Genomic DNA, 20,095 nt, shown 5'->3' on the forward strand with positions numbered 1-20,095 from the left:
TAACTCATGGCATCGACTCCTCTGCCCACCCCCGATTACAGCCGTAATATGCGGCTGATTGGACACAGCGATCAGGGTGGCAGACCCGACGGCGTGCAGGTGATGGTTCATCGCGGTTACGCTTACATCGGGCATATGGTTTCACAAGGCGTGTCGATTGTGGATGTGCGCGATGCCAGAAATCCCAAACCGGCGGGGTTTATTGCTGCCCCGCCCGGCACCTGGAACATCCACCTGCAAACGCACGATGACCTGCTGCTTGTCGTCAACGCACGCGATTTGTTTGCCGACGCCAGCTTCGCAGAGGAAAAAGTCTATTACACCCGCTCCGTCGCCGACACGGTCAGTACCAAACAGCAGGGTAAAAGTTGGAGCGCCGGATTACAGATTTTCGATATCTCAACGCCGGATAAACCGCGCGAAATCAGTTTCCTGCCGCTGGACGGCATCGGCATTCACCGCATCTGGTACGTGGGAGGGCGCTGGGCCTATGTCTCCGCGCTGCTTGATGGCTACAGCGACTACATCTTTCTGACTATCGATCTGGCCGACCCACAGCGTCCGGAAGTTGCGGGCCGCTACTGGCTACCCGGCATGCACACCGCCGGCGGAGAAACCGCAAGCTGGCCGGAAGGTAAGCGTTACGCCCTTCACCATGCCATCATCAGCGGCGACACCGCCTATGGCAGTTGGCGTGATGGCGGGTTGACGCTGCTGGACGTGAGCGATCGCACTAATCCACAGCTCATCAGCCACCGTAACTGGAGCCCACCGTTTGGCGGCGGTACACACACGGCGCTGCCGTTGCCGGATCGCGATCTGCTGATCGTGTTGGATGAAGCGGTATTGGATAATCAGGAAGATGGCGAGAAATTGATTTGGGTGTTCGATATTCGTGAGCCGAGCAATCCGGTGAGCATCGCCACCTTTCCGCAGCCGAAAGAGGCAGACTATGTGAAGAAAGGCGCACACTTTGGCCCACATAACCTGCATGAAAACCGGCCAGGCAGCTTCATCAGTTCGTCACTGATTTTCGCCACGTATCAAAACGCAGGGGTACGCGCTTACGACATCAGTAACCCGTATCAGCCGAAAGAAACCGGTGCGCTGGTGCCTGCTGCGCCAGCCAAAATGATCGACAAACGCCCTGGCAGACCGCAGATTATTCAGTCCTGCGATGTGTTTGTTGATGCTGACGGCATCATCTACAGCACGGATTACAACGCCGGTTTATCGATCATCGAATACCGGGGTTAAGCGAAAAAAAAGCCCTGCGGATCAATGCAGGGCTTAATGTTGTGCGTAGCTAACTTAGTCCAGCGCCAGCACCGACACCCACATTGGCCCCTGACCGACGGCGTAACGCGCCAGCGGTTGCAGATCGCCCGTGGTCTGGTCGATGTGATACACCTCAATGTGCTGAGATTTCTGCCCTGCTGAAATCAGTAACTCACCGGTGTTGTCGATATTGAAACCGCGCGGCTGCGTTTCGGTCGGCTGATGTCCGGTCAGCGTTAACGTGCTGCCGTCTTTTGACACCTGGAAAACACTCAGCAGGCTGGCAGTACGATCGCTGATGTACAGGAAGCGACCATTCGGCGTAATGTGAATATCTGCCGCCCAGCGCGTATCGCTAAAACCTGCTGGCATAGCATCCAGCGTTTGCACTTTCTGCAACTCGCCGCTGGCTGCGTCCAACTGATACACGTCCACCGAGCTGTCCAGTTCATTCACACAATAGGCAAAGCGTTGATTCGGGTGGAAAGCCATATGGCGTGGACCGGCACCCGCTACCGTCTTCAGTTCAGCCTGACGGTGCACGCTCAATTCGCCAGCCGCACCCAGATCGTACAGACGAATGCGGTCTTCTTTCAGGCACGGTGCCCACACGACAGAATTGGTTGGATCGATGTTGGTAGAGTGGCACCCTTCCAGTCCGTCCAGTTGCTGGATCGGCTCACCGACGATGCCGTCAGCACCAATCGGGCTAACGCTAACGCAGGCACCGCTGTAAGACGCGCTGAACAGGAAACGTCCGTCGTTATCGGTAGACAGATGTGTCGGGCTGCCCGGTAAAGATGCGACACCCGCTTCCGTCAATTTACCCTGTTCATCAATACGATAGCTCAGAACCCTGAAATCAGGACGAACCCCGACATACAGGTGACGCTTGTTCGGTGCGATCACCATCGGCTGAACCTGTCCTGGAACGTCAACGGTTTGCAATAATGTCAGATTTCCCTGAGCACCGAGTTGCCAAACATGAATCTGCTGGCTTTCCGGGCTGGCGACATAAACCACTTGCTGCATCGTATTCTCCTTATTTTTCACGCGAATGTGACGGCACAGGAAGGCTCAAAAGAAGTTCATCAGAAGGATAATGAATCTGCTCAACCTGACGCACGGCATACCATAAATGACCAATCACTCTATTCTACAGAGACATCGCAAGGCTACTATTGATTTAAATAATGGCTGATTTAAGTAATGATTGATTTATAGGGCAGCGTCCGCACGTCCCTATTTTTGCATCGTTCATATTTTACGGACTTTAGGTTATGACCACGTTTGATTCACTGTTTTCCCGGCTGTCGCGTTCCCCTTTCCGCCAGCGTTTTAAGTTGGGTGCCAAAGAAAGAGACTATTGCTACAGCAAAGGTAAGGAAACGATCGCCACCCACGCCGCCGATTTTGTCGCGCACAGGCTAGCACCGGCGGATCCGGCCAATGATGGTAAACAGACACCGATGCGCGGCCATCCCGTGTTTATTGCACAACATGCCACTGCAACCTGCTGCCGGGGATGTCTGGAAAAATGGCATCACATCGCCCAACATCAGCCGCTGAGTGGCGAAGAGCAACGCTATATTGTTGAGGTAATTCTGTACTGGCTGGAAAACGATTTGATTAGCAGGCGCTAAAGGTGCAGCGATAACGAATAACGTAGAAAATATGACTGCAAATTGTCAGAGATAGCTAGGAAGGGAGAGAAGGAATAAGAAAGATTTAGAGTGGCGGAGGAGTAGAGATTCGAACTCTAGAACGCTTTCGCGTCGCCGGTTTTCAAGACCGGTGCCTTCAACCACTCGGCCACTCCTCCGCAATGACGCGCACTATAAACAGTACGCCGCACATTGTAAAGCAGCGTTGTGATCAACTGCTTAAAAAATAGATGATAAGCCGTTGAAAGCATAGAAAATCAACAATGGCGCTGTAAAACCGTTCGTTTAGCCTTATTTCCCACCGCCGCACAGAATCCTTCGTCATCAAATAAACCTCAGACACTTTTATCTCGCCGTTGTCTGTCTATTTTTCGCCATGTCCTTTATCGTAAGGGTAATTTGATACCCACATTTTTATTTGCGAGATAACGATGACCTACCGAGTAATTGCACTTGATCTTGATGGTACGCTACTGAATCAACAGAAAAAAATCCTGCCCGAATCGCTCAGCGCACTCGCGCTGGCCCGTCAGCAAGGCATAAAAGTGATGATCGTCACCGGACGCCATCACTCGGCAATTCACCCTTTTTATCAGGGATTGCAGTTGGATACGCCCGCCATCTGCTGTAACGGCACCTACGTCTATGATTACCAGCAGGGCCAGGCATCGCATACCAATCCGCTCTCTGTCGAACAGGCAAAAAATGTCATCACGCTGCTAGAAGAATTTGATATTCATGGGCTGATGTATGCCGATGACGACATGTATTACCAGTATCCGACCGGGCACGTAGTCCGCACGCTGGCATGGGCTGCGAACCTGCCGGAACAACAGCGTCCTCGTTTCGCTCAGGTAGAAAATCTGGTGCGTCAGACCGAAACGTCCCACGCTATCTGGAAATTCGCGACCACGCACGCCGATGTTCCCACACTGAACCATTTCGCCGCAGAAGTAGAAAAGCAGCTCGGACTCGCCTGCGAGTGGTCATGGCAGGATCAGGTTGATATCGCCCAAACTGGCAACAGCAAAGGCAAGCTGCTCCAGCAATGGCTTGGCGAACAGGGCATTAGCATGAAAGATGTCGTAGCATTCGGCGATAACTTTAACGATATCAGCATGCTGGAAGGCGTAGGATTGGGTGTCGCGATGGGCAACAGTGCCGATGAGATCAAGGCGAGAGCCGATCTGGTGATTGGCAGCAATGAAGAACCTAGCATCGCCGATGTCATCCGCACGCGTGTTCTGGCATAACCGACGATGAAGCAATCAGGAAAAGCGACCGCTCTCGCTTGCCTGATTGCGTTCGACTCGCAAACAGACTTACAGCGCGCTACCCAGCACCTGCCGCAGGTACGCCCCCGCCCCCATTAATCCCGGCTGCTCATGGGTAATCAAATACACAGGGATATCCTGCATATAGCCTTTGAACCGCCCTTTGTCTTCAAAAGCCGCCCGAAAACCGGAAGCTTTAAAGAACTCAAGAAAGCGCGGAACGATGCCGCCAGCAATATACACGCCACCAAATGTGCCTAAATTTAACGCCAGATTGCCGCCGAAGCGTCCCATGATGACGCAGAAGAGTGACAGCGCGCGGCGACAGTCCACATCCGTATTGTCGACGGCACGTTCGGTAATATCTTTCGGCTCCAACGCCTCCGGCGTGCGGTCATCAGACAGCACCACGGCACGGTAGATATTTACCAGCCCCTGTCCGGAGAGTATGCGTTCAGCAGAAACATGCCCGAGCGACTGGCGCAAAACTGAGAGAATTTTGTCTTCTTCATCGCTATTCGGCGCGAAGTCCACATGACCGCCCTCACCCGGCAGGCTAATCCATTGATTAGCGGCATGTACCAAATGAGCGACGCCTAACCCCGTGCCTGCGCCATACACAGCAATGGGTTTACCTGGCACAGGCTCCCCGCCGCCAAATTGGAGTAAATCCGCGTTAGTCATCACCGGTACCGCCATAGAAACGGCGGTAAAATCGTTGATAACCTCAAAATGGCGCAGACCCAGACTCGCTTTCATTTCTGCGATGGAAAATGCCCAGGTGTGGTTAGTCATTGCCACCCAATCACCGGTAATCGGGCAGGCAATCGCGATACAAGCATCCTGTACCGTGACCTGTCGCGAATCGAGATAATCACGAATGGCCCCTTCCAGCGAAGGAAAATCTAGCCCGGAATAGGTCTCGGTTTGCGATAATTCCCCCGTTGTGGCATCACACAATGCCAAACGCGTATTGGTGCCACCGACATCGCCCACTAACACAAAGTGCGTCATTCTTCTTTTCCCCTCAAGCAAAGCAGATTCCCGATCATTGCGCGAAAACAGCCAGCTACGCTATGGCTATATAACTTTCTAGTGATAAGGATCTCATTTATGGCTAAAAGCTGCGGTTAAGTTAAAAGTAATCGATTACATTTGAAAAACACAAATTGTAATCGATTACTTTTAAGAGGGATACCACATGGTTTCTTCATCTGAAAACACAGCTACCAAATCGTTACAGCCGGCCTTCGTGGTTCCCAGACTGTCACTCATGATGTTTTTAGAGTTCTTCATCTGGGGCTCATGGTCTGTCACCCTGGGCCTGGTTATGACACAGCACAACCTGGCCGCCATGATTGGCGACGCCTTCTCTGCCGGACCTATCGCCTCAATCCTGTCGCCGTTTGTACTGGGCATGGTGGTTGACCGCTTCTTCCCCTCACAAAAAGTCATGGCGCTGCTGCACCTGATCGGCGCGGTCATCCTGTGGTTTGTGCCTACCGCGTTAATCAACGAAGACGGCTCACAGCTGCTAATCCTGCTGTTCGCCTACACGCTGTGCTTTATGCCAACGCTGGCGTTAACCAACAACATCGCGTTCCATAATCTGACTAACAGTGAGAAGAGCTTCCCGGTTGTGCGAGTCTTCGGCACCATCGGTTGGATCGTCGCCGGTGTCTGCATCGGGACGGCGGGCATCTCCGCAAGCGTCAATATCTTCTACGTCGCGGCCGCTTGCTCTGCCATTCTGGCTGCCTACAGCCTGACGCTGCCGCATACCCCAGCGCCGGCAAAAGGCTTGCCGCTGGCAGTGCGCGATCTGTTCTGTGCTGATGCATTTGCGCTGCTGAAGAAAGGCCACTTTCTGGTCTTTGCCATCTGCGCCATGCTGATCTCTATTCCACTGGGTACCTACTACGCTTACACCGCATCCTTCCTGAGCAATGCAGGTATCAGCGACGTCAGCACCGCCATGTCGTTTGGTCAGATGTCCGAAATCGTCTTCATGCTGATCATTCCGCTGCTGTTTAGAAAGCTGGGCGTGAAATACATGCTGTTCATCGGCATGTTGGCGTGGTTCGTACGCTATGCCCTCTTCGCGATGGGCGTGAATGAAGAAACACGCTGGTTGCTCTACATCGGTATCCTGCTGCACGGTATCTGCTACGACTTCTTCTTCGTCATTGGCTTCATCTACACCGACCGCATCGCGGGAGAGAAAATCAAAGGGCAGGCACAAAGTATGGTGGTCCTGTTTACCTACGGTATCGGCATGCTGCTGGGCTCGCAGGTTTCCGGTGCACTCTATAACCGTCTCTTCAACAACGGTACGTTAAACGCGCCTGAAATCTGGGCGACCTTCTGGTGGATCCCTGCGGTTGCCGCAGCCATCATCGCCATCATTTTCCTCTTCTCCTTCAAATATAAAGAAGAGCGGGCCTAATTATTTAAGACAGATTATTTAACGAGAAAATGGGATGAGGTCGCCTATGGCACCTCATCCCACTGCATTCTCCGCTATCGCAATCGTGCAACGGTATTCATGACCACACCCGTTGCCAAAGGAGGTAATAATGAAGACGTTAAAAGGACCGGGTATTTTTCTCGCCCAGTATATTGGCGATCAGGCTCCCTTTAACACGCTGGAAAATCTGGCGCAATGGGCAGCCGAATTAGGCTTTAAAGCGCTACAAATCCCCTGTAATCACCCGCACATTTTCGATCTGTCTACGGCCGCCGACAGCCAAACTTACTGTGATGATGTGAAAGGACTGTTGGCGCAGCATGGGCTGACCATCAGCGAACTGTCGACCCATCTGGAAGGACAGCTCGTTGCTGTCCACCCTGCGTATGACGATGCATTTGACGATTTCGCACCACCGGCTTACCGCCGCAATCCGCAGGCTCGCCAAGAGTGGGCTATTTCGGCAATCAAGCAGGCAGCAAAGGCCTCTTCACGCTTAGGACTAAACGCCCACGCGACGTTTTCCGGTGCGCTGGCCTGGCCCTATTTTTACCCCTGGCCGCCGCGTAAAGAGGTCATGATTCAGGAAGCCTTTAAAGAACTCGGTCGCCTGTGGACGCCGATCCTCGACTGCTTTGACGAGCACGGCGTGGATGTGTGCTACGAGCTTCACCCAGGAGAAGATTTACACGACGGCGTAACCTTTGAACGCTTCCTTGATGTCGTCAATCATCACCCACGCGCCAACATTCTTTACGATCCTAGCCATATGCATTTGCAGCAGATGGACTACCTCGGCTTTATCGATCGCTATCATGCACGAATCAAAGCGTTCCATGTGAAAGATGCGGAATTTAACACGTCGAGCAAAAGCGGCGTCTACGGCGGCTATCAGTCATGGGCTGAACGCGCCGGGCGCTTCCGCTCACCGGGAGATGGTCAGATCGATTTCGGCGGCATCTTCAGCAAACTGGCCCAATACGACTACGACGGCTGGGCGGTGTTGGAATGGGAATGCTGTCTGAAAGACAGCAATTGCGGCGCGAAAGAAGGAGCGGCGTTCATCAACCGCCACATTATTCCCGTCGCAGGACGCTCTTTTGACGATTTCGCCGCAACCAGCGACGATCGTCCGTTAGTCAGAAAAATGTTGGGATTAAAAGAGGAGAACGCAGAATGATTCGCGTTGGCATTATTGGTTCCGGTTTTATTGGCCCAGCACATATTGAGGCGATTCGTCGCCTTGGCTTCGTTGAGGTAGTGGCACTGGCGGAAAATTCGCTCGATCTGGCACAGCAGAAAGCGCGTCAGCTCAACATTCCTCATGCCTACGGCAGCGTCGCTGATTTGCTAAATCATCCCGGTATTGATGCGATCCATAACTGCACGCCGAACCATCTTCATGCGGCGATCAATAAACAGATTATTCAGGCAGGCAAGCACGTCTTTTCGGAAAAGCCGCTGTGTATGACCAGCGAGGAAGCGCGTGAACTGGTGGCGCTGGCGGAAGAAAAAGGTGTTGTTCACGGCGTCAGCTTTGTCTATCGCCAATTTGGCATGGTGCAGCAGGCTGCCAGCATGATTAAGTGTCAGGAAATCGGACGCGTCTTTGCGGTACACGGCGGCTATCTGCAAGACTGGATGCTGCGCGACACCGACTATAACTGGCGTGTTGAACCGGAGTACGGCGGCGTTTCCCGCGCGGTGGCCGACATCGGCTCGCACTGGTGCGACACGGTACAGTTTATTTCCGGCCGGAAAATTGTCGACGTCTTCGCCGATTTAGCCATCGTCCATCCGATCCGCAAATCCAATCGGAACGGTGCGGCTACGTTTTCGTCATCTGATGCACCGCCAGAGTACGACGATAAACCGGTCAAGACTGAAGACTACGCGACCGTGTTACTGCGCTTTGAAGACGGTAGTCGCGGATCCTTTACCGTTTCTCAGGTCAGCGCTGGCCGAAAAAATCGCCTGACGTTTGAAGTGAATGGCAGTGAACAGTCGCTGGCGTGGGATCAGGAAACGCCGCAACAGCTGTGGATCGGTCATCGTGATAAACCGAATCAGGTGTTGTCGGACGATCCTGGATTACTGAACCCGGAAGCCGCCGCTGCGGTCCACTTCCCCGGTGGGCATATCGAAGGCTGGCCGGATGCGTTCAAGAACATGATGGCGAGCTTTTATACCTATCTGCGTGACGGCAAACAGCCGGGCGTCGATCCATGCAACTTTGCCACCTTCTACGACGGTGCGAACATCATGTTCATCATTGACGCCATCGTGCAAAGCCATCAGCAACAAACGTGGGTGAAGGTCGCCAATTAAGGCATCAGACCGTTCATTCTCCCACGGTATTCATCCCGCAGGTGCGACGCCTGCGGGATGCAGCCAGAGATATTTATGGTAATCTGCTCAGCCAAGCATAAGTAGCGTGAGTGCCTTCTGAATTATGTCGATTCAAAAAATAGCACGGATAGCTGGAGTCTCGGTTGCCACCGTTTCACGGGTGTTGAACAACATTGATAGCGTGAAGCCGCAAAATCGGGAACGTGTTCTCAATGCGATAAAAAGCAGCAATTATCAGCCGAACTTACTGGCCCGGCAGCTACGTACCGCGCGCAGCCAGATGTTATTGGTCATGGTTTCCAACATTGCCAACCCTTTCTGTGCCGATGTGGTGAAAGGCATTGAGGCGGAAGCGGAAGAAAACGGCTACCGCATTCTTCTGTGCAATTCAGGTGCCGATATCGTTCGCGCCCACTCCAGCCTGCAACTGCTGTCCGGTAAAATGGTCGATGGCGTGATCACCATGGACGCCATTTCAACGCTGTCTGCGCTCCAGGATATGATTGGCACCGCGCCTTGGGTGCAGTGCGCCGAGCATGACGATACGTCCGCTATTTCATCCGTCGGGATTGATAACGCCGAAGCGTCCCGTTTCGTGATTAATCACTTTATTGGCAAAGGCCGCCGCCGTATCGCCATGATTAACCACGACATGAATTACCTCTACGCCCAGCAGCGAGAGAAAGGCTATCGCGACGTTATCGCGGAGAATGGGTTTGATTACGGCAAAGTCGAATACGCCAGTACGCTGAGCTATTCAGGCGGAAAAGCCGCAATGAACGCGCTGCTTAACGATCCGGATCGGCCAGATGCCGTCTTTGTGGTGTCCGATACGTTGGCTGCGGGCGCACTGTCGGCAATCTGTGAGGCGGGATTGAGCGCGCCGCAGGATATTGCGGTGATCGGTTTTGACGGTTCAGAGCTGGGTTACATCACCTCGCCTCAGCTCAGCACTATTCAGCAGCCGTCCGCACATATCGGCAGAGAGGCCGTGAAATTGCTATTACAACAAATCGACCAGCCTGCCAGCGAAACAGAAAAGCGCTTACTGGAATGGACGTTTGTCGAACGGGCATCCAGCTAACTGACTCAGAATATCCGGTTCACCATCCCACATTTTGCAACCTGCGGCTCGCTGACCGCAGGTTGATAGCGCTTCCTTACTTACTTTTTATCTTACTCAGCTTTTCATACAGCGACTGGTAAGCCGCGGAAACAATGGCCTGTGGATCTTTCGGTAAGTCATGTTCAGCAACAAACCACTGAGCACCAGCCTTAGACGCAGCAGGGAGAATCTCTTCCCACGCCAAAATGCCCTCACCCGGTGGGGCAAAGTTCATTTCATCATCGCGGATGCCGATTGATGTATTGTCTTTCGCGTGAATTGAATAAATGCGCCCTTTGTACTGGCGCAGGAGACGCACAGGATCCTGTCCTCCGCGCGATACCCAGGCGACATCCATTTCCAGCATCAGATTCTCTGGTTCTGCCGCATCCATCATGATTTCCAGCGCGGTTTTACCGCGATACTTCTTCATCTCGAAATTATGGTTGTGATAAGCCAGCTTCATGCCCTGCTTCTTCAGCTCACGTCCAAGATCGTTCATTTCCACACCAAAGCGCTTCCAACCCTCTGCGCTATCCGGTCGGTCTTCTACATTTAGCCACGGCACGATAATCATGCTGTTGCCGATGGCTTTGTTAAAGGCTACAACCTCAGCCATATTGCTTTTCAATTCGCCAAACTGAACATGCGCAGCAATGGCTTTCAACCGATACTTGCCTAATAACCCCTTCATTTCTGACGCACTAATGTCATGCGTCCCCACCAGTTCAACCGCCTTAAACCCGGCGTCTCGCGCCATGGAGAATTGCTCGTCGAGCGTATTCAAGCTGCGCAGCGTATACATCTGCAACGCTATTTTTTGGTTTTCTGCTGGACGCTCGGCAAGCGCCAAACCCGATGAAACTATCAACAATAGCGGTATAGCGAATGCACGGCGCAACAACGTCATACAAGGCATGTCCTTCTCCTATTTTTATCCCGTAGCACAGGTGAAAACAAAAAGTAATCGATTACTTTTTATGATGAAAAAATAACAACGCGGGGATAATTTATCTGACTACCTTGTTTACGCGGTAGAAAAAACGAATTGAAAATCACTCTCAATACTCATTTTGTTATCTTAGTCACAGAATATCGACTGATTTACGAGATAGACCGAGCGGTATGAACGGCTGTTCCATCGCTCGGCCTGTGCTTACGCCGTGATCGACACGCTCTTAATCTGCGCGTAGATCGCTTGCCCAGGATGAAGTGCGAGATCGTCGCGTGCCCACGGAGTAATACGGGACCACAGCGTCTGCTGGCCGACCGCCAGTTTCACTTCAACCTGTTCGTCGACATCAATGCACTCCACCACGCTGGCTCGCAGCACATTACGGATGCTGCTTTTTTCCGGCGGCTCCAGCACCAGAGAGACATCGGCAGCATTCACGCGAATGCGCAATGCGGCGTCCTGCGGGAGTTCGACTTTTCCAACCCACACCTGCTGGTCGCCTAATGCCAGCGCCGTCATCGCGTAATGCTCATGCTGAGCCAACACGCGCGCACTCAGAATACTGCTCTGTTCGTCTTTCGGTAACCACGGGCGTAGCGCGCTGCTGGCCCATACCTCTTCCAGCAGCCCCTGCGCTTTCACTTTGCCTTTATCAAGCACCACGACATGATCGGCTAACCGAACAATCTCTTCCAGACTGTGGCTGACATACAAGATCGGGATATTGACTTCTTTCGCCAGACGTTCCAAATACGGCAACAGCTCGCGCTTTCTGGGTAAATCCAGCGACGCCAGCGGTTCATCCATAAGCAGCAGTTCCGGTGCGGTCAGCAACGCCCGACCAATCGCAACACGCTGTTTTTCGCCACCGGACAGCGTCCGTGGATAGCGATTCAGCAGCGGCTCAATGCCTAGCAAATTGACGATGTCATCGAACTGCGATTCCATTGTCTCAGCCATGCCGTAGCGCAGATTACCGCGCACGCGATAGTGCGGAAACAGGCGAGCATCCTGAAATACATAGCCGATTCGCCGCTTTTCCGGTGGTAAAAAAACACGCTGCTGCGTATCCACCAGCACATGATTATTGAGCACAATCCGCCCACCATCCGGGCGAGTCAAGCCAACAACGGCGTTGATCAGCGAGGTTTTCCCTGCCCCGGATACGCCGAAAATCGCGGTGATGCCGTTCGCTGGCAGTTCAGACTGAACGCGAAGTTCGAGACTACCCAGCTGTTGATGAAAATCGAGTTGCAGCATTATCCCCCCAACCGCTTGCGGCTCCAGTTTGTTAGCCATTCCGATGCTAACAGCGCAGCCAGCGATAAGACGATGGCAATGATACACAGCCTTGCTGCATCAGCCTCCGCGCCGGGCGTTTCAATCAGGGTATACATCGCCAGTGGAATGGTTCGGGTTTCGCCGGGGATATTAGAAACAAACGTAATGGTCGCGCCAAATTCGCCCAGCGAACGGGCAAACGCCAATACGGTTCCAACGATAATCCCAGGAAAAGAGAGAGGTAATGTGATGGTGAAAAACACGCGCCACGGCGAGGCACCCAGTGTTCGAGCGGCCTGCTCCAGATGCGTATCGACGGCATCAAGCGACAGCCGGATCGCCCGAACCATTAGCGGAAATGCGACAATCGCCGACGCTAACGCGGCACCGCGCCAGCTAAAACTAAAGCTGAAGCCGAACCAGTCATAGAGCCAGGAACCGATTACGCCGCGTCTTCCCATCGCCACCAGCAGCAGATAACCAATAACCACTGGCGGCAGCACCAGTGGTAAATGGATAATGCTATCCAGCAGTGATTTACCGGGGAACCGACAGCGCACTAAAATCCACGCCATCAGTATCCCAAACGGCAAGCTGCATGCCACGGCCACAACGGAAACTTTGAGGCTCAGCTCAACCGCCTGCCATTCGTAATCACTCAGCATCATTAACGCGGCGCGAAGCCGTAACGTTTAAATACCGCTGCCGCTTCTGGCGTTTTCAGGTAGTCATAAAAACCGGTAACCGCCGCGTTTTTATGCTCTTTGACTATTGCCATTGGATATTCGACAGGCTTGTGGCTCGTCGCAGGGAATGTACCGATGACCTTAACTTTGTCGCTGGCAACCGCGTCAGAACCATAAACGATACCCAACGGGGCTTCTTCACGCTCCACCAGCGCCATAGCTGCACGTACGTTATTGGCGCGCGCCATCAGCGGGGAGAGTTCATCCCAGGCTTTCAGATTTTGTAAGGCTTCTTTGGCATAGATCCCAGCAGGCACATGATCCGGGTCGCCAACGGCCAGACGTCCGCCTTTCAGCAGATTTTTCCAGTCGGTTTTATCGTCAATCTTAATCTCTTTTTGCGCACTCGCCTTCGGCGCAATCACCACCAGCTCATTGCCCAGTAGCGTGTGACGCGTAGCGGTGTCTATCAGGTTTTTATCCTGCGCGTAGTCCATCCACTGCTGGTCAGCGGAGATGAACAGATCGGCAGGCGCACCTTGCTCAATCTGGCGCGCCAGCGTTGAGGATGATGCGTAAGACGCCACAACAGCGACGTTTTTCTCTTTCTGATATTGCGTGGCGATTTCCTGCAACGCATTCGTCAATGATGCGGCGGCGAATACAGTAACTTTATCTTCTGCTGCCGCAGGCAGCGCCATTCCTGCACTGAAGGTGAGTGCGGCAAACCATTTTAACCATTGCTGCTTCATTCTTGTCTCCTGACAATTATCGTTGTGTAAATAATGATATAACGAATTATGAAGCAGTGTCATGCGCTTTAAAGAGGTAGATGCGGGAGGTAGAAAAGAAATGTCCGGCCAAAAGCCGGACATCAAAATAGGAAAGGATCGTGAATCAGTGCTGATTCTTTGCGCGCTGACCGTCGGAATGACCGATGCGGGACAACACGTTAAACACTTCGCCCAGGCAATAAATTGCACCCATGATAACCACCATCATCACAGGAACCATGGCAACTGCAAACAGCAGGCTCTTCAACAACTCCAACATGCTTACCTCACTTATTGCAACGGTTACCGCTACTTTAGCCCGTCTAACGCGCTATTTCACTGTAAGCCGAGATCGTCATAATTGACACGTAGTCTACCGCAGTAATAGAAAATAGTGCGTCTATTTGTGCGATTTGCCCCTGATGAAGAAAATAGCGACAATACAGAGAATTAAACTCACCAACGGTGCCCTCACTATGCAGGCTGAAATTCTTCTCACCCTGAAACTCCAACAGCGTTTATTCGCCGATCCGCGGCGCATTGAATTGCTCAAGCAAATTCGTCATACCGGTTCAATCAGCCAGGGCGCCAAGCTGGCGGGGATTAGCTATAAAAGCGCATGGGATGCCATCAATGAGATGAATCAACTGGCCGAACAGACCATCGTCGAACGAATGACCGGCGGCAAAGGCGGTGGCGGGGCTCAGCTCACCCGCTACGGTGAACGTCTTCTCCAGCTGTACGATTTGCTCGCGCAGATTCAGCAAAAAGCCTTTGATGTCTTGCAGGAAGACGGTCTGCCGTTAGATAGCCTGCTGGCAGCTATCGCGCGTTTCTCACTGCAAACCAGCGCCCGTAACCAGTTTTTTGGAACCGTGCTCGCACGCGGTGAAGAACAGGTGCAACAACATCTGGATCTTTTACTCGCCGATGGTAAAACAACGATCAGCGCCCTGATTACACAACAAAGTGCCGAGCGCCTGCAATTACAGAAAGGGAAAGAGGTGTTGGCACTGATTAAAGCACCGTGGATCGATGTGTACGCCGCTACGTCCGCCGCGCCTGATGTTGATAACGTCTTATCAGGGCAAATTCAGTCCATTCAGCACGGTGTGGAAAACAGCGAAATTCTGATTACGCTGACCGGGGGAGAAACCCTGTGTGCCATGGTGCCGAATGTCTTGCTTGAGCAGCAAAAACTGCAACAGGGAGCGGATGTGAAAGCCTGCTTCAATGCGGACCGGGTTATTATCGCCACACTTTGTTAATGTCGCTTTAGCTCTATCGCCGTCTGATGAAGGATAGAAAATGTCATTGTTAAAAATCACTCAGGGGCTGTTTCGTCTCAGCGACACCCGCATGCTGCATTTGGACGAACTGACGCTCGAACAAAACCAGTGCTGGGCCTTTGTTGGGGCCAACGGAAGTGGTAAATCTGCACTGGCGCGGGCACTATCCGGCGAACTGCCAATATTGCGTGGTGAACGAACAACGGAATTTCAACACCCCGTCCGACTGTCGTTTGAACAATTACAAAAACTGGTTTCTGACGAGTGGCAACGCAATAACACCGATCTGCTCAGTGAAGGTGAAGACGACACTGGCCGCACCACGGCAGAAGTGATTCAGGATAGCCTCAACGATCCCGCGCGTTGCCAACAGCTGGCGCACCAGTTTGGTATTGCGCATTTGCTGGAGCGCCGCTTCAAGTACCTCTCTACGGGGGAAACCCGTAAGGCGATGCTGTGCCAAGCGCTGATGCCTCAGCCCGATCTGCTGATTCTCGACGAGCCTTTCGATGGGTTGGACGTTGCCTCCCGCCAGCAGCTTGCCGATGAGCTGAGGAAACTGGCAGGCGCCGGTTATACGCTGGTACTTATTCTGAATCGCTTCGACGACATCCCTGACTTTATCAATCATGTCGGTGTGCTGGCAGACTGTACGCTGACCCGCGTCGGCGAGCGTGAAACGATCCTCTCTGAAGCGCTGGTGGCCCAGCTCGCGTTTAGTGAAAAACTGTCGGGAAGTTCACTGCCAGAACCGGAAGATCCACAGCGGCATATGACGCTTCCCGCTGGCGAGGCACGCATTAGGCTGCGTAACGGCGTGGTCCAGTACAACGACCGCCCTATTCTGCACGAGCTAACGTGGGAAGTGTTGCCCAGTCAGCATTGGCAGATTGTCGGGCCAAATGGCGCAGGGAAATCGACGCTGCTCAGCCTGATTACGGGCGATCATCCGCAAGGCTACAGTAACGACCTCACGCTGTTTGGCCGTAAGCGCGGCAGCGGTGAAACCATCTGGGACATCAAGCGCCACATCGGTTACGTCAGCAGCAGCTTCCATCTGGATTACCGCGTCAGCACCAGCGTGCGCAACGTTATCCTGTCAGGCTTTTTTGACTCTATCGGCATTTATCAGGCCGTTTCCGACCGCCAGCGCCACCTGACCGAACAGTGGCTCACGCTGCTTGGGCTCAATGGCGCTATCGCCGATACCCCGTTTCAGTCGCTCTCCTGGGGTCAGCAGCGTCTGACGCTGATTGCCCGCGCGTTAGTCAAACACCCCGCCCTGCTCATTCTTGATGAACCGCTACAGGGGCTTGATCCGCTCAATCGCCAGCTGGTACGCCGCTGGCTGGATATTCTGATTGGCGAGGGCGAAACGCAGCTACTCTTTGTCTCTCACCACGCGGAAGACGCGCCCGAGTGCATCACACATCGGCTCACTTTCGTCCCGCACAACGACATCTACCGCTACCAGATTGACGCGTTATGTAAATAATGTCTAAAAATAGGGATGATAACGCTACCACAAAATAAAATGTAGGGTAGAAAGCCTGGCTCATTTACACTATAGCCTATGCTTCACTCAGTTTACTCGTAAAGAAACCATCAATAACAGAGGCAGATTCTCGCTGTAGATCACCTTTTTCAGCATCTAGCCATGTTATTTTGCAGTATTGCGATAATAGAGGTCATTATGAACGTTCTTGTTACAGGTGGTAGCGGTTACATAGGGAGTCATGCTTGCGTACAATTGCTGGCTGCCGGGCACACTCCCATCATTCTCGATAACTTGTGCAACAGCAAGGCTAGCGTCGTTAAAACCATTACACGCTTAACCGATAAGACACCCGTTTTTTATCAGGGCGATATCCGAGACAGCGCGCTGCTAGACGATATTTTCGCTAAGCATTCCATTGATTCTGTCATCCACTTTGCCGGCTTAAAAGCCGTGGGCGAGTCAGTGCGTGAACCGCTGAGCTACTATGACAATAACGTCTACGGTACGCTCGTGCTGGTAGAGGCGATGAAGAAAGCAGGCGTGAAGAACCTGATTTTTAGCTCCTCCGCCACTGTCTATGGCGATCAGCCTCGCACGCCCTATCAAGAAAGTTTCCCCACAGGGCACCCTGCCAGCCCTTATGGCCGTAGCAAGCTGATGGTCGAGCAAATCCTGCAAGACTTACAGCATGCAGAACCGGAATGGAGTATTACGCTGTTGCGGTATTTCAACCCGGTTGGCGCACATCCATCGGGTGAGATGGGTGAAGACCCACAAGGTGTGCCCAATAACCTGATGCCTTACATCGCTCAGGTTGCTGTCGGACGTCGCGACTCGCTGGCGATTTTCGGTAATGACTACCCTACCGCTGACGGCACTGGCGTGCGAGATTATATCCACGTCGTCGATCTGGCTGACGGCCATATCGCTGCCATGAACACCCTGCAAAATCGTGCTGGCGTGCATATTTATAATCTGGGCGCAGGCGTAGGCTACAGTGTATTGCAGGTCGTCGAAGCCTTTAGTCAGGCCTGTGGCAAACCGCTAGCTTACCATTTTGCCCCACGTCGTCAGGGCGATCTGCCTGCTTATTGGGCAGATGCCGAGCGTGCAGCGAAAGACCTTAACTGGCGAGTCACACGCTCATTGCAAGAAATGGCGCAGGACACCTGGCGCTGGCAGTCCAGCCACCCTAATGGGTACGACGAAGAATGACGGCGTTTTTTCACGCCGAGTGACAGATAAGGGAAGATAAGCAGAACTGATTCATACCGTTGACAAACCCATTTACGGAATGAGAACGGCGTACTTTGTCAGCACACTCCTTTCTGCTTAATTCCCCAACATTGCAACCATCGGCCAATCCTCTTTACCTTCTCAGGCCTCTACAGGAGCAAGTCATGTTGAATGAAAGTCTTAGCACGCTGGCACCCGATGGTCAGCCGTTTCAATTAACGACCTTGCAGAATCAGGCAGGCATGCGCGTGTGCCTGATGGACTGGGGTGCAACCTGGCTTTCCTGTGAGCTGCCGCTACCAGAGGGTGAGGTGCGAGAAGTCTTATTGGGCTGTGCCTCACCCGAGCAGTATCCGCGACAAAGCGCTTATCTCGGTGCATCGATTGGCCGCTATGCCAACCGCATAGCCAAAGCCACATTCAGTCGAGAAACCGAAACGTTCCATCTGGTTCCAAACCAGAACGAGCACCAGTTGCACGGTGGCCCGGAAGGCTTTCATGCTCGCCGCTGGCGAATTGCCAGTCAGGATGCCGCGCAGGTGACGTACCAGTTGCACTCACCGGATGGCGATCAAGGATATCCAGGGCATCTCAACGTACAGGTGACCTACGCGCTGACCGAACATAATTCGCTGGAAATCTCGTATCAGGCGACCGTAGAGAAAGCCTGCCCCGTTTGCCTGACCAACCACGCGTATTTCAACCTTGATGGCGATCTGACTGACGTCCGTAAGCACCAGTTGCAGTTGTTTGCCGATTATTATTTACCGGTTAATAGTTCGGGCATTCCTAACGCCGATCTGACACCGGTAAACGCTACCGGAATGGACTTCCGCCAGCCAAAAGCACTGGAAGAAGATTTCCTGCGCGACAGCGATCAAATGGCCGTCGGCGGCTACGATCACGCCTATTTATTGCATCGCACCTGCGGTTCCAGCGAAAGTCCGGCTGCCAATTTATGGTCATCCGATGGCCGCGTGCTAATGAGCGTTTTCACCAGCGCTCCCGCCTTACAGCTCTACAGCGGCAACTTTCTTGCCGGAACGCCCTCGCGAGACGGCGGTCAATATGAAAACTATGCCGGTGTCGCACTGGAAAGTGAATTCCTGCCGGACAGCCCGAATCACCCCGACTGGCCGCAGCCCGACTGCTGGCTGAAACCGGGGAAAGTCTATCGCTCGGATACCACTTACCAGTTTCTCATACAGTAACCGAACGGCAAAACATAATTAACCCATTGATAACATTGGCAGATAACTTTCTGCCAATTTACAAAACTATGCTATTCCCCGCTTGCCCCCTTCCCGCTCAGACGCATACACTGCCAAAACGTCCAAAAGGGAAACGCCATGTCCGCATCATCACGGTCTCCATTATTCATTCATCATCTGCGCCATAAAGGCAGGTGGGGATGGCTATTGGCGCTGTGCTGGTTTTTCCTGAATGCACAACTGGCTATCGCAGGGCATCAATGCGATATGACGATCGGCCAGACATCCCCCGCACTCCAGCATCAAGCACATCTGCAACAGGCTGACGTTCAGCCGTTATCATCTCATGCTCAGCATACGGCTAAAGCATCTTACGTTGCCGACCAGCAAACGCCGCTGTGTGAAAAACACTGTGTGCCGGATAGCGTGAAGCAGGATAATAGCTCGCTGGTATTATTAGCGCTGCCGGTCAGTGGCGAGCTAGTCTTAGCGGATAATCCTGTCACCCTTAGTTCGACATCTGATGTCTGGCTCTCGCCTCCTGCGGTCGGCCCCCCGGCTGAAATCCGTTTCTGCCGATTCAGAGAATAACCCAAGCGATTGATAACCCCTGCGCCAGCGCGCGCAACATCTTGTTTATCAATTATTTTTATTGGGATTATTTTATGCGTATTACTTATATGGCTTTGATCAGCAGCCTGATTTTTTCTGTTTCTTCCTTCGTCTTCCCCGTGTGGGCAAACGACCACCAGCATCACGCGATGATGCCGACCATGCCCCCTGCGGCCACAACAGCCGTTTATCAAACTACCGGGATTGTTAAGCAGTGGAACGCCAGCAGCGTCACGCTCTCTCACGCGCCGATTGCCGAGCTCAAATGGCCTGCCATGACGATGGCCTTCACGCTGCCATCCAGCGGCGAAATAACGCCATTGCCTGTCAACACACCCGTTACGTTCAGCTTTATCCAGAACGATAGCGGCTACATCCTGACCGCGATTACACCACAGCAACCTTAACCGGAGTACA

The 20,095-nt window shown here is 52.9% G+C and carries 20 protein-coding genes and 1 tRNA gene; 13 read left to right on the forward strand and 8 right to left on the reverse strand.

The genetic code is table 11. The features are described 5' to 3' along the window. Positions 1-6: 6 nt before the first annotated feature. Entirely contained in the window at positions 7-1,257 is a 1,251-nt protein-coding gene (locus H4F65_RS06850) for an LVIVD repeat-containing protein (protein WP_010286858.1), read from the forward strand. Between the two features lie 54 nt (positions 1,258-1,311). Here H4F65_RS06850 and pgl read toward each other — a convergent pair whose 3' ends face one another. After that, positions 1,312-2,310 carry a 6-phosphogluconolactonase gene (gene pgl / locus H4F65_RS06855; RefSeq protein ID WP_010286855.1) on the reverse strand — a complete coding sequence of 333 codons (999 nt, stop codon included), beginning with the start codon at positions 2,308-2,310 and terminating at the stop codon, positions 1,312-1,314. A 248-nt stretch (positions 2,311-2,558) separates the two neighbouring features. Between pgl and H4F65_RS06860 the strand changes: the two genes are divergently transcribed. Then, a complete protein-coding gene (locus H4F65_RS06860; protein WP_010286853.1) occupies positions 2,559-2,921 on the forward strand; it encodes a DUF4186 domain-containing protein in 363 nt (120 codons plus the stop codon). A 91-nt stretch (positions 2,922-3,012) separates the two neighbouring features. Here the strand turns inward: H4F65_RS06860 and H4F65_RS06865 are convergent. Beyond that, positions 3,013-3,100, reverse strand: a tRNA-Ser gene (locus H4F65_RS06865). Between the two features lie 273 nt (positions 3,101-3,373). On the opposite strand from H4F65_RS06865, the gene H4F65_RS06870 reads away from it, so the two are divergent. After that, positions 3,374-4,195: a pyridoxal phosphatase gene (locus tag H4F65_RS06870; RefSeq protein ID WP_039319237.1), complete on the forward strand. Its 822-nt coding sequence runs from the start codon at positions 3,374-3,376 to the stop codon at positions 4,193-4,195. Between the two features lie 69 nt (positions 4,196-4,264). Here H4F65_RS06870 and glk read toward each other — a convergent pair whose 3' ends face one another. After that, entirely contained in the window at positions 4,265-5,230 is a 966-nt protein-coding gene (glk, locus tag H4F65_RS06875; RefSeq protein WP_010285338.1) for a glucokinase, read from the reverse strand. 187 nt (positions 5,231-5,417) lie between these two features. On the opposite strand from glk, the gene H4F65_RS06880 reads away from it, so the two are divergent. The 4 genes from H4F65_RS06880 (at position 5,418) to H4F65_RS06895 (ending at position 10,116) form a co-directional block, all read left to right on the forward strand. Further along, positions 5,418-6,662 carry an MFS transporter gene (locus H4F65_RS06880; RefSeq protein ID WP_010285337.1) on the forward strand — a complete coding sequence of 415 codons (1,245 nt, stop codon included), beginning with the start codon at positions 5,418-5,420 and terminating at the stop codon, positions 6,660-6,662. 130 nt (positions 6,663-6,792) lie between these two features. Continuing rightward, positions 6,793-7,863 carry a sugar phosphate isomerase/epimerase family protein gene (locus H4F65_RS06885; protein ID WP_010285336.1) on the forward strand — a complete coding sequence of 357 codons (1,071 nt, stop codon included), beginning with the start codon at positions 6,793-6,795 and terminating at the stop codon, positions 7,861-7,863. Then, entirely contained in the window at positions 7,860-9,011 is a 1,152-nt protein-coding gene (locus tag H4F65_RS06890; RefSeq protein WP_010285335.1) for a Gfo/Idh/MocA family protein, read from the forward strand. The genes H4F65_RS06885 and H4F65_RS06890 overlap by 4 nt, the downstream gene beginning before the upstream one ends. Before the next feature lie 124 nt (positions 9,012-9,135). Continuing rightward, complete coding sequence (locus H4F65_RS06895) at positions 9,136-10,116, forward strand: LacI family DNA-binding transcriptional regulator (RefSeq protein WP_010285334.1); 981 nt, start codon at positions 9,136-9,138, stop codon at positions 10,114-10,116. Positions 10,117-10,192: 76 nt separating this feature from the next. Here H4F65_RS06895 and H4F65_RS06900 read toward each other — a convergent pair whose 3' ends face one another. From H4F65_RS06900 to H4F65_RS06920, 5 genes are all read right to left on the reverse strand, one after another. Next, positions 10,193-11,056: a sugar phosphate isomerase/epimerase family protein gene (locus H4F65_RS06900; RefSeq protein WP_172644994.1), complete on the reverse strand. Its 864-nt coding sequence runs from the start codon at positions 11,054-11,056 to the stop codon at positions 10,193-10,195. A gap of 237 nt (positions 11,057-11,293) precedes the next feature. After that, positions 11,294-12,352 (reverse strand): molybdenum ABC transporter ATP-binding protein ModC, encoded by a 1,059-nt coding sequence (gene modC / locus H4F65_RS06905; protein ID WP_039319241.1) that lies wholly within the window; start codon positions 12,350-12,352, stop codon positions 11,294-11,296. Next, a complete protein-coding gene (gene modB / locus H4F65_RS06910) occupies positions 12,352-13,041 on the reverse strand; it encodes a molybdate ABC transporter permease subunit (RefSeq protein ID WP_010285331.1) in 690 nt (229 codons plus the stop codon). The genes modC and modB overlap by 1 nt, the downstream gene beginning before the upstream one ends. Continuing rightward, the gene (modA, locus tag H4F65_RS06915) at positions 13,041-13,811 is read right to left on the reverse strand and encodes a molybdate ABC transporter substrate-binding protein (protein ID WP_010285330.1); all 771 of its coding nucleotides are present in this window, start codon (positions 13,809-13,811) and stop codon (positions 13,041-13,043) included. The genes modB and modA overlap by 1 nt, the downstream gene beginning before the upstream one ends. Positions 13,812-13,956: 145 nt before the next feature. Continuing rightward, complete coding sequence (locus H4F65_RS06920) at positions 13,957-14,112, reverse strand: AcrZ family multidrug efflux pump-associated protein (protein ID WP_010285329.1); 156 nt, start codon at positions 14,110-14,112, stop codon at positions 13,957-13,959. Between the two features lie 196 nt (positions 14,113-14,308). Here H4F65_RS06920 and modE point away from each other — a divergent pair, with 196 nt between their 5' ends. The 6 genes from modE (at position 14,309) to H4F65_RS06950 (ending at position 20,085) form a co-directional block, all read left to right on the forward strand. After that, positions 14,309-15,100 carry a molybdenum-dependent transcriptional regulator gene (gene modE, locus H4F65_RS06925; protein ID WP_010285328.1) on the forward strand — a complete coding sequence of 264 codons (792 nt, stop codon included), beginning with the start codon at positions 14,309-14,311 and terminating at the stop codon, positions 15,098-15,100. A 40-nt stretch (positions 15,101-15,140) separates the two neighbouring features. Beyond that, the gene (gene modF, locus H4F65_RS06930) at positions 15,141-16,616 is read left to right on the forward strand and encodes a molybdate ABC transporter ATP-binding protein ModF (RefSeq protein WP_010285325.1); all 1,476 of its coding nucleotides are present in this window, start codon (positions 15,141-15,143) and stop codon (positions 16,614-16,616) included. A 198-nt stretch (positions 16,617-16,814) separates the two neighbouring features. Continuing rightward, a complete protein-coding gene (gene galE, locus H4F65_RS06935; RefSeq protein WP_010285324.1) occupies positions 16,815-17,834 on the forward strand; it encodes a UDP-glucose 4-epimerase GalE in 1,020 nt (339 codons plus the stop codon). A 185-nt stretch (positions 17,835-18,019) separates the two neighbouring features. Beyond that, on the forward strand, positions 18,020-19,066 hold the full coding sequence (gene galM, locus H4F65_RS06940; protein ID WP_010285323.1) for a galactose-1-epimerase: 1,047 nt from the start codon (positions 18,020-18,022) through the stop codon (positions 19,064-19,066). Positions 19,067-19,204: 138 nt separating this feature from the next. Continuing rightward, positions 19,205-19,657 (forward strand): hypothetical protein, encoded by a 453-nt coding sequence (locus H4F65_RS06945; RefSeq protein ID WP_010285322.1) that lies wholly within the window; start codon positions 19,205-19,207, stop codon positions 19,655-19,657. Positions 19,658-19,731: 74 nt separating this feature from the next. Next, a complete protein-coding gene (locus H4F65_RS06950; protein WP_010285321.1) occupies positions 19,732-20,085 on the forward strand; it encodes a copper-binding protein in 354 nt (117 codons plus the stop codon). Positions 20,086-20,095 lie beyond the last annotated feature (10 nt).

Source organism: Pectobacterium brasiliense, from assembly GCF_016950255.1.
GTDB classification, from domain to species: Bacteria; Pseudomonadota; Gammaproteobacteria; order Enterobacterales; family Enterobacteriaceae; genus Pectobacterium; species Pectobacterium brasiliense.

What these genes read in the sequence shown, in the direction of transcription:
- H4F65_RS06950 (WP_010285321.1), top strand. Translation starts at nt 19,732, where the DNA reads ATGCGTATTACTTATATGGCTTTGATCAGCAGCCTGATTTTTTCTGTT.
- modB (WP_010285331.1), bottom strand. Translation starts at nt 13,041, where the DNA reads ATGATGCTGAGTGATTACGAATGGCAGGCGGTTGAGCTGAGCCTCAAA.
- H4F65_RS06860 (WP_010286853.1), top strand. Translation starts at nt 2,559, where the DNA reads ATGACCACGTTTGATTCACTGTTTTCCCGGCTGTCGCGTTCCCCTTTC.
- H4F65_RS06920 (WP_010285329.1), bottom strand. Translation starts at nt 14,112, where the DNA reads ATGTTGGAGTTGTTGAAGAGCCTGCTGTTTGCAGTTGCCATGGTTCCT.
- galM (WP_010285323.1), top strand. Translation starts at nt 18,020, where the DNA reads ATGTTGAATGAAAGTCTTAGCACGCTGGCACCCGATGGTCAGCCGTTT.
- H4F65_RS06870 (WP_039319237.1), top strand. Translation starts at nt 3,374, where the DNA reads ATGACCTACCGAGTAATTGCACTTGATCTTGATGGTACGCTACTGAAT.
- glk (WP_010285338.1), bottom strand. Translation starts at nt 5,230, where the DNA reads ATGACGCACTTTGTGTTAGTGGGCGATGTCGGTGGCACCAATACGCGT.
- modA (WP_010285330.1), bottom strand. Translation starts at nt 13,811, where the DNA reads ATGAAGCAGCAATGGTTAAAATGGTTTGCCGCACTCACCTTCAGTGCA.
- modC (WP_039319241.1), bottom strand. Translation starts at nt 12,352, where the DNA reads ATGCTGCAACTCGATTTTCATCAACAGCTGGGTAGTCTCGAACTTCGC.
- H4F65_RS06945 (WP_010285322.1), top strand. Translation starts at nt 19,205, where the DNA reads ATGTCCGCATCATCACGGTCTCCATTATTCATTCATCATCTGCGCCAT.
- H4F65_RS06880 (WP_010285337.1), top strand. Translation starts at nt 5,418, where the DNA reads ATGGTTTCTTCATCTGAAAACACAGCTACCAAATCGTTACAGCCGGCC.
- H4F65_RS06900 (WP_172644994.1), bottom strand. Translation starts at nt 11,056, where the DNA reads ATGCCTTGTATGACGTTGTTGCGCCGTGCATTCGCTATACCGCTATTG.
- modF (WP_010285325.1), top strand. Translation starts at nt 15,141, where the DNA reads ATGTCATTGTTAAAAATCACTCAGGGGCTGTTTCGTCTCAGCGACACC.
- H4F65_RS06885 (WP_010285336.1), top strand. Translation starts at nt 6,793, where the DNA reads ATGAAGACGTTAAAAGGACCGGGTATTTTTCTCGCCCAGTATATTGGC.
- modE (WP_010285328.1), top strand. Translation starts at nt 14,309, where the DNA reads ATGCAGGCTGAAATTCTTCTCACCCTGAAACTCCAACAGCGTTTATTC.
- pgl (WP_010286855.1), bottom strand. Translation starts at nt 2,310, where the DNA reads ATGCAGCAAGTGGTTTATGTCGCCAGCCCGGAAAGCCAGCAGATTCAT.
- H4F65_RS06895 (WP_010285334.1), top strand. Translation starts at nt 9,136, where the DNA reads ATGTCGATTCAAAAAATAGCACGGATAGCTGGAGTCTCGGTTGCCACC.
- H4F65_RS06850 (WP_010286858.1), top strand. Translation starts at nt 7, where the DNA reads ATGGCATCGACTCCTCTGCCCACCCCCGATTACAGCCGTAATATGCGG.
- galE (WP_010285324.1), top strand. Translation starts at nt 16,815, where the DNA reads ATGAACGTTCTTGTTACAGGTGGTAGCGGTTACATAGGGAGTCATGCT.
- H4F65_RS06890 (WP_010285335.1), top strand. Translation starts at nt 7,860, where the DNA reads ATGATTCGCGTTGGCATTATTGGTTCCGGTTTTATTGGCCCAGCACAT.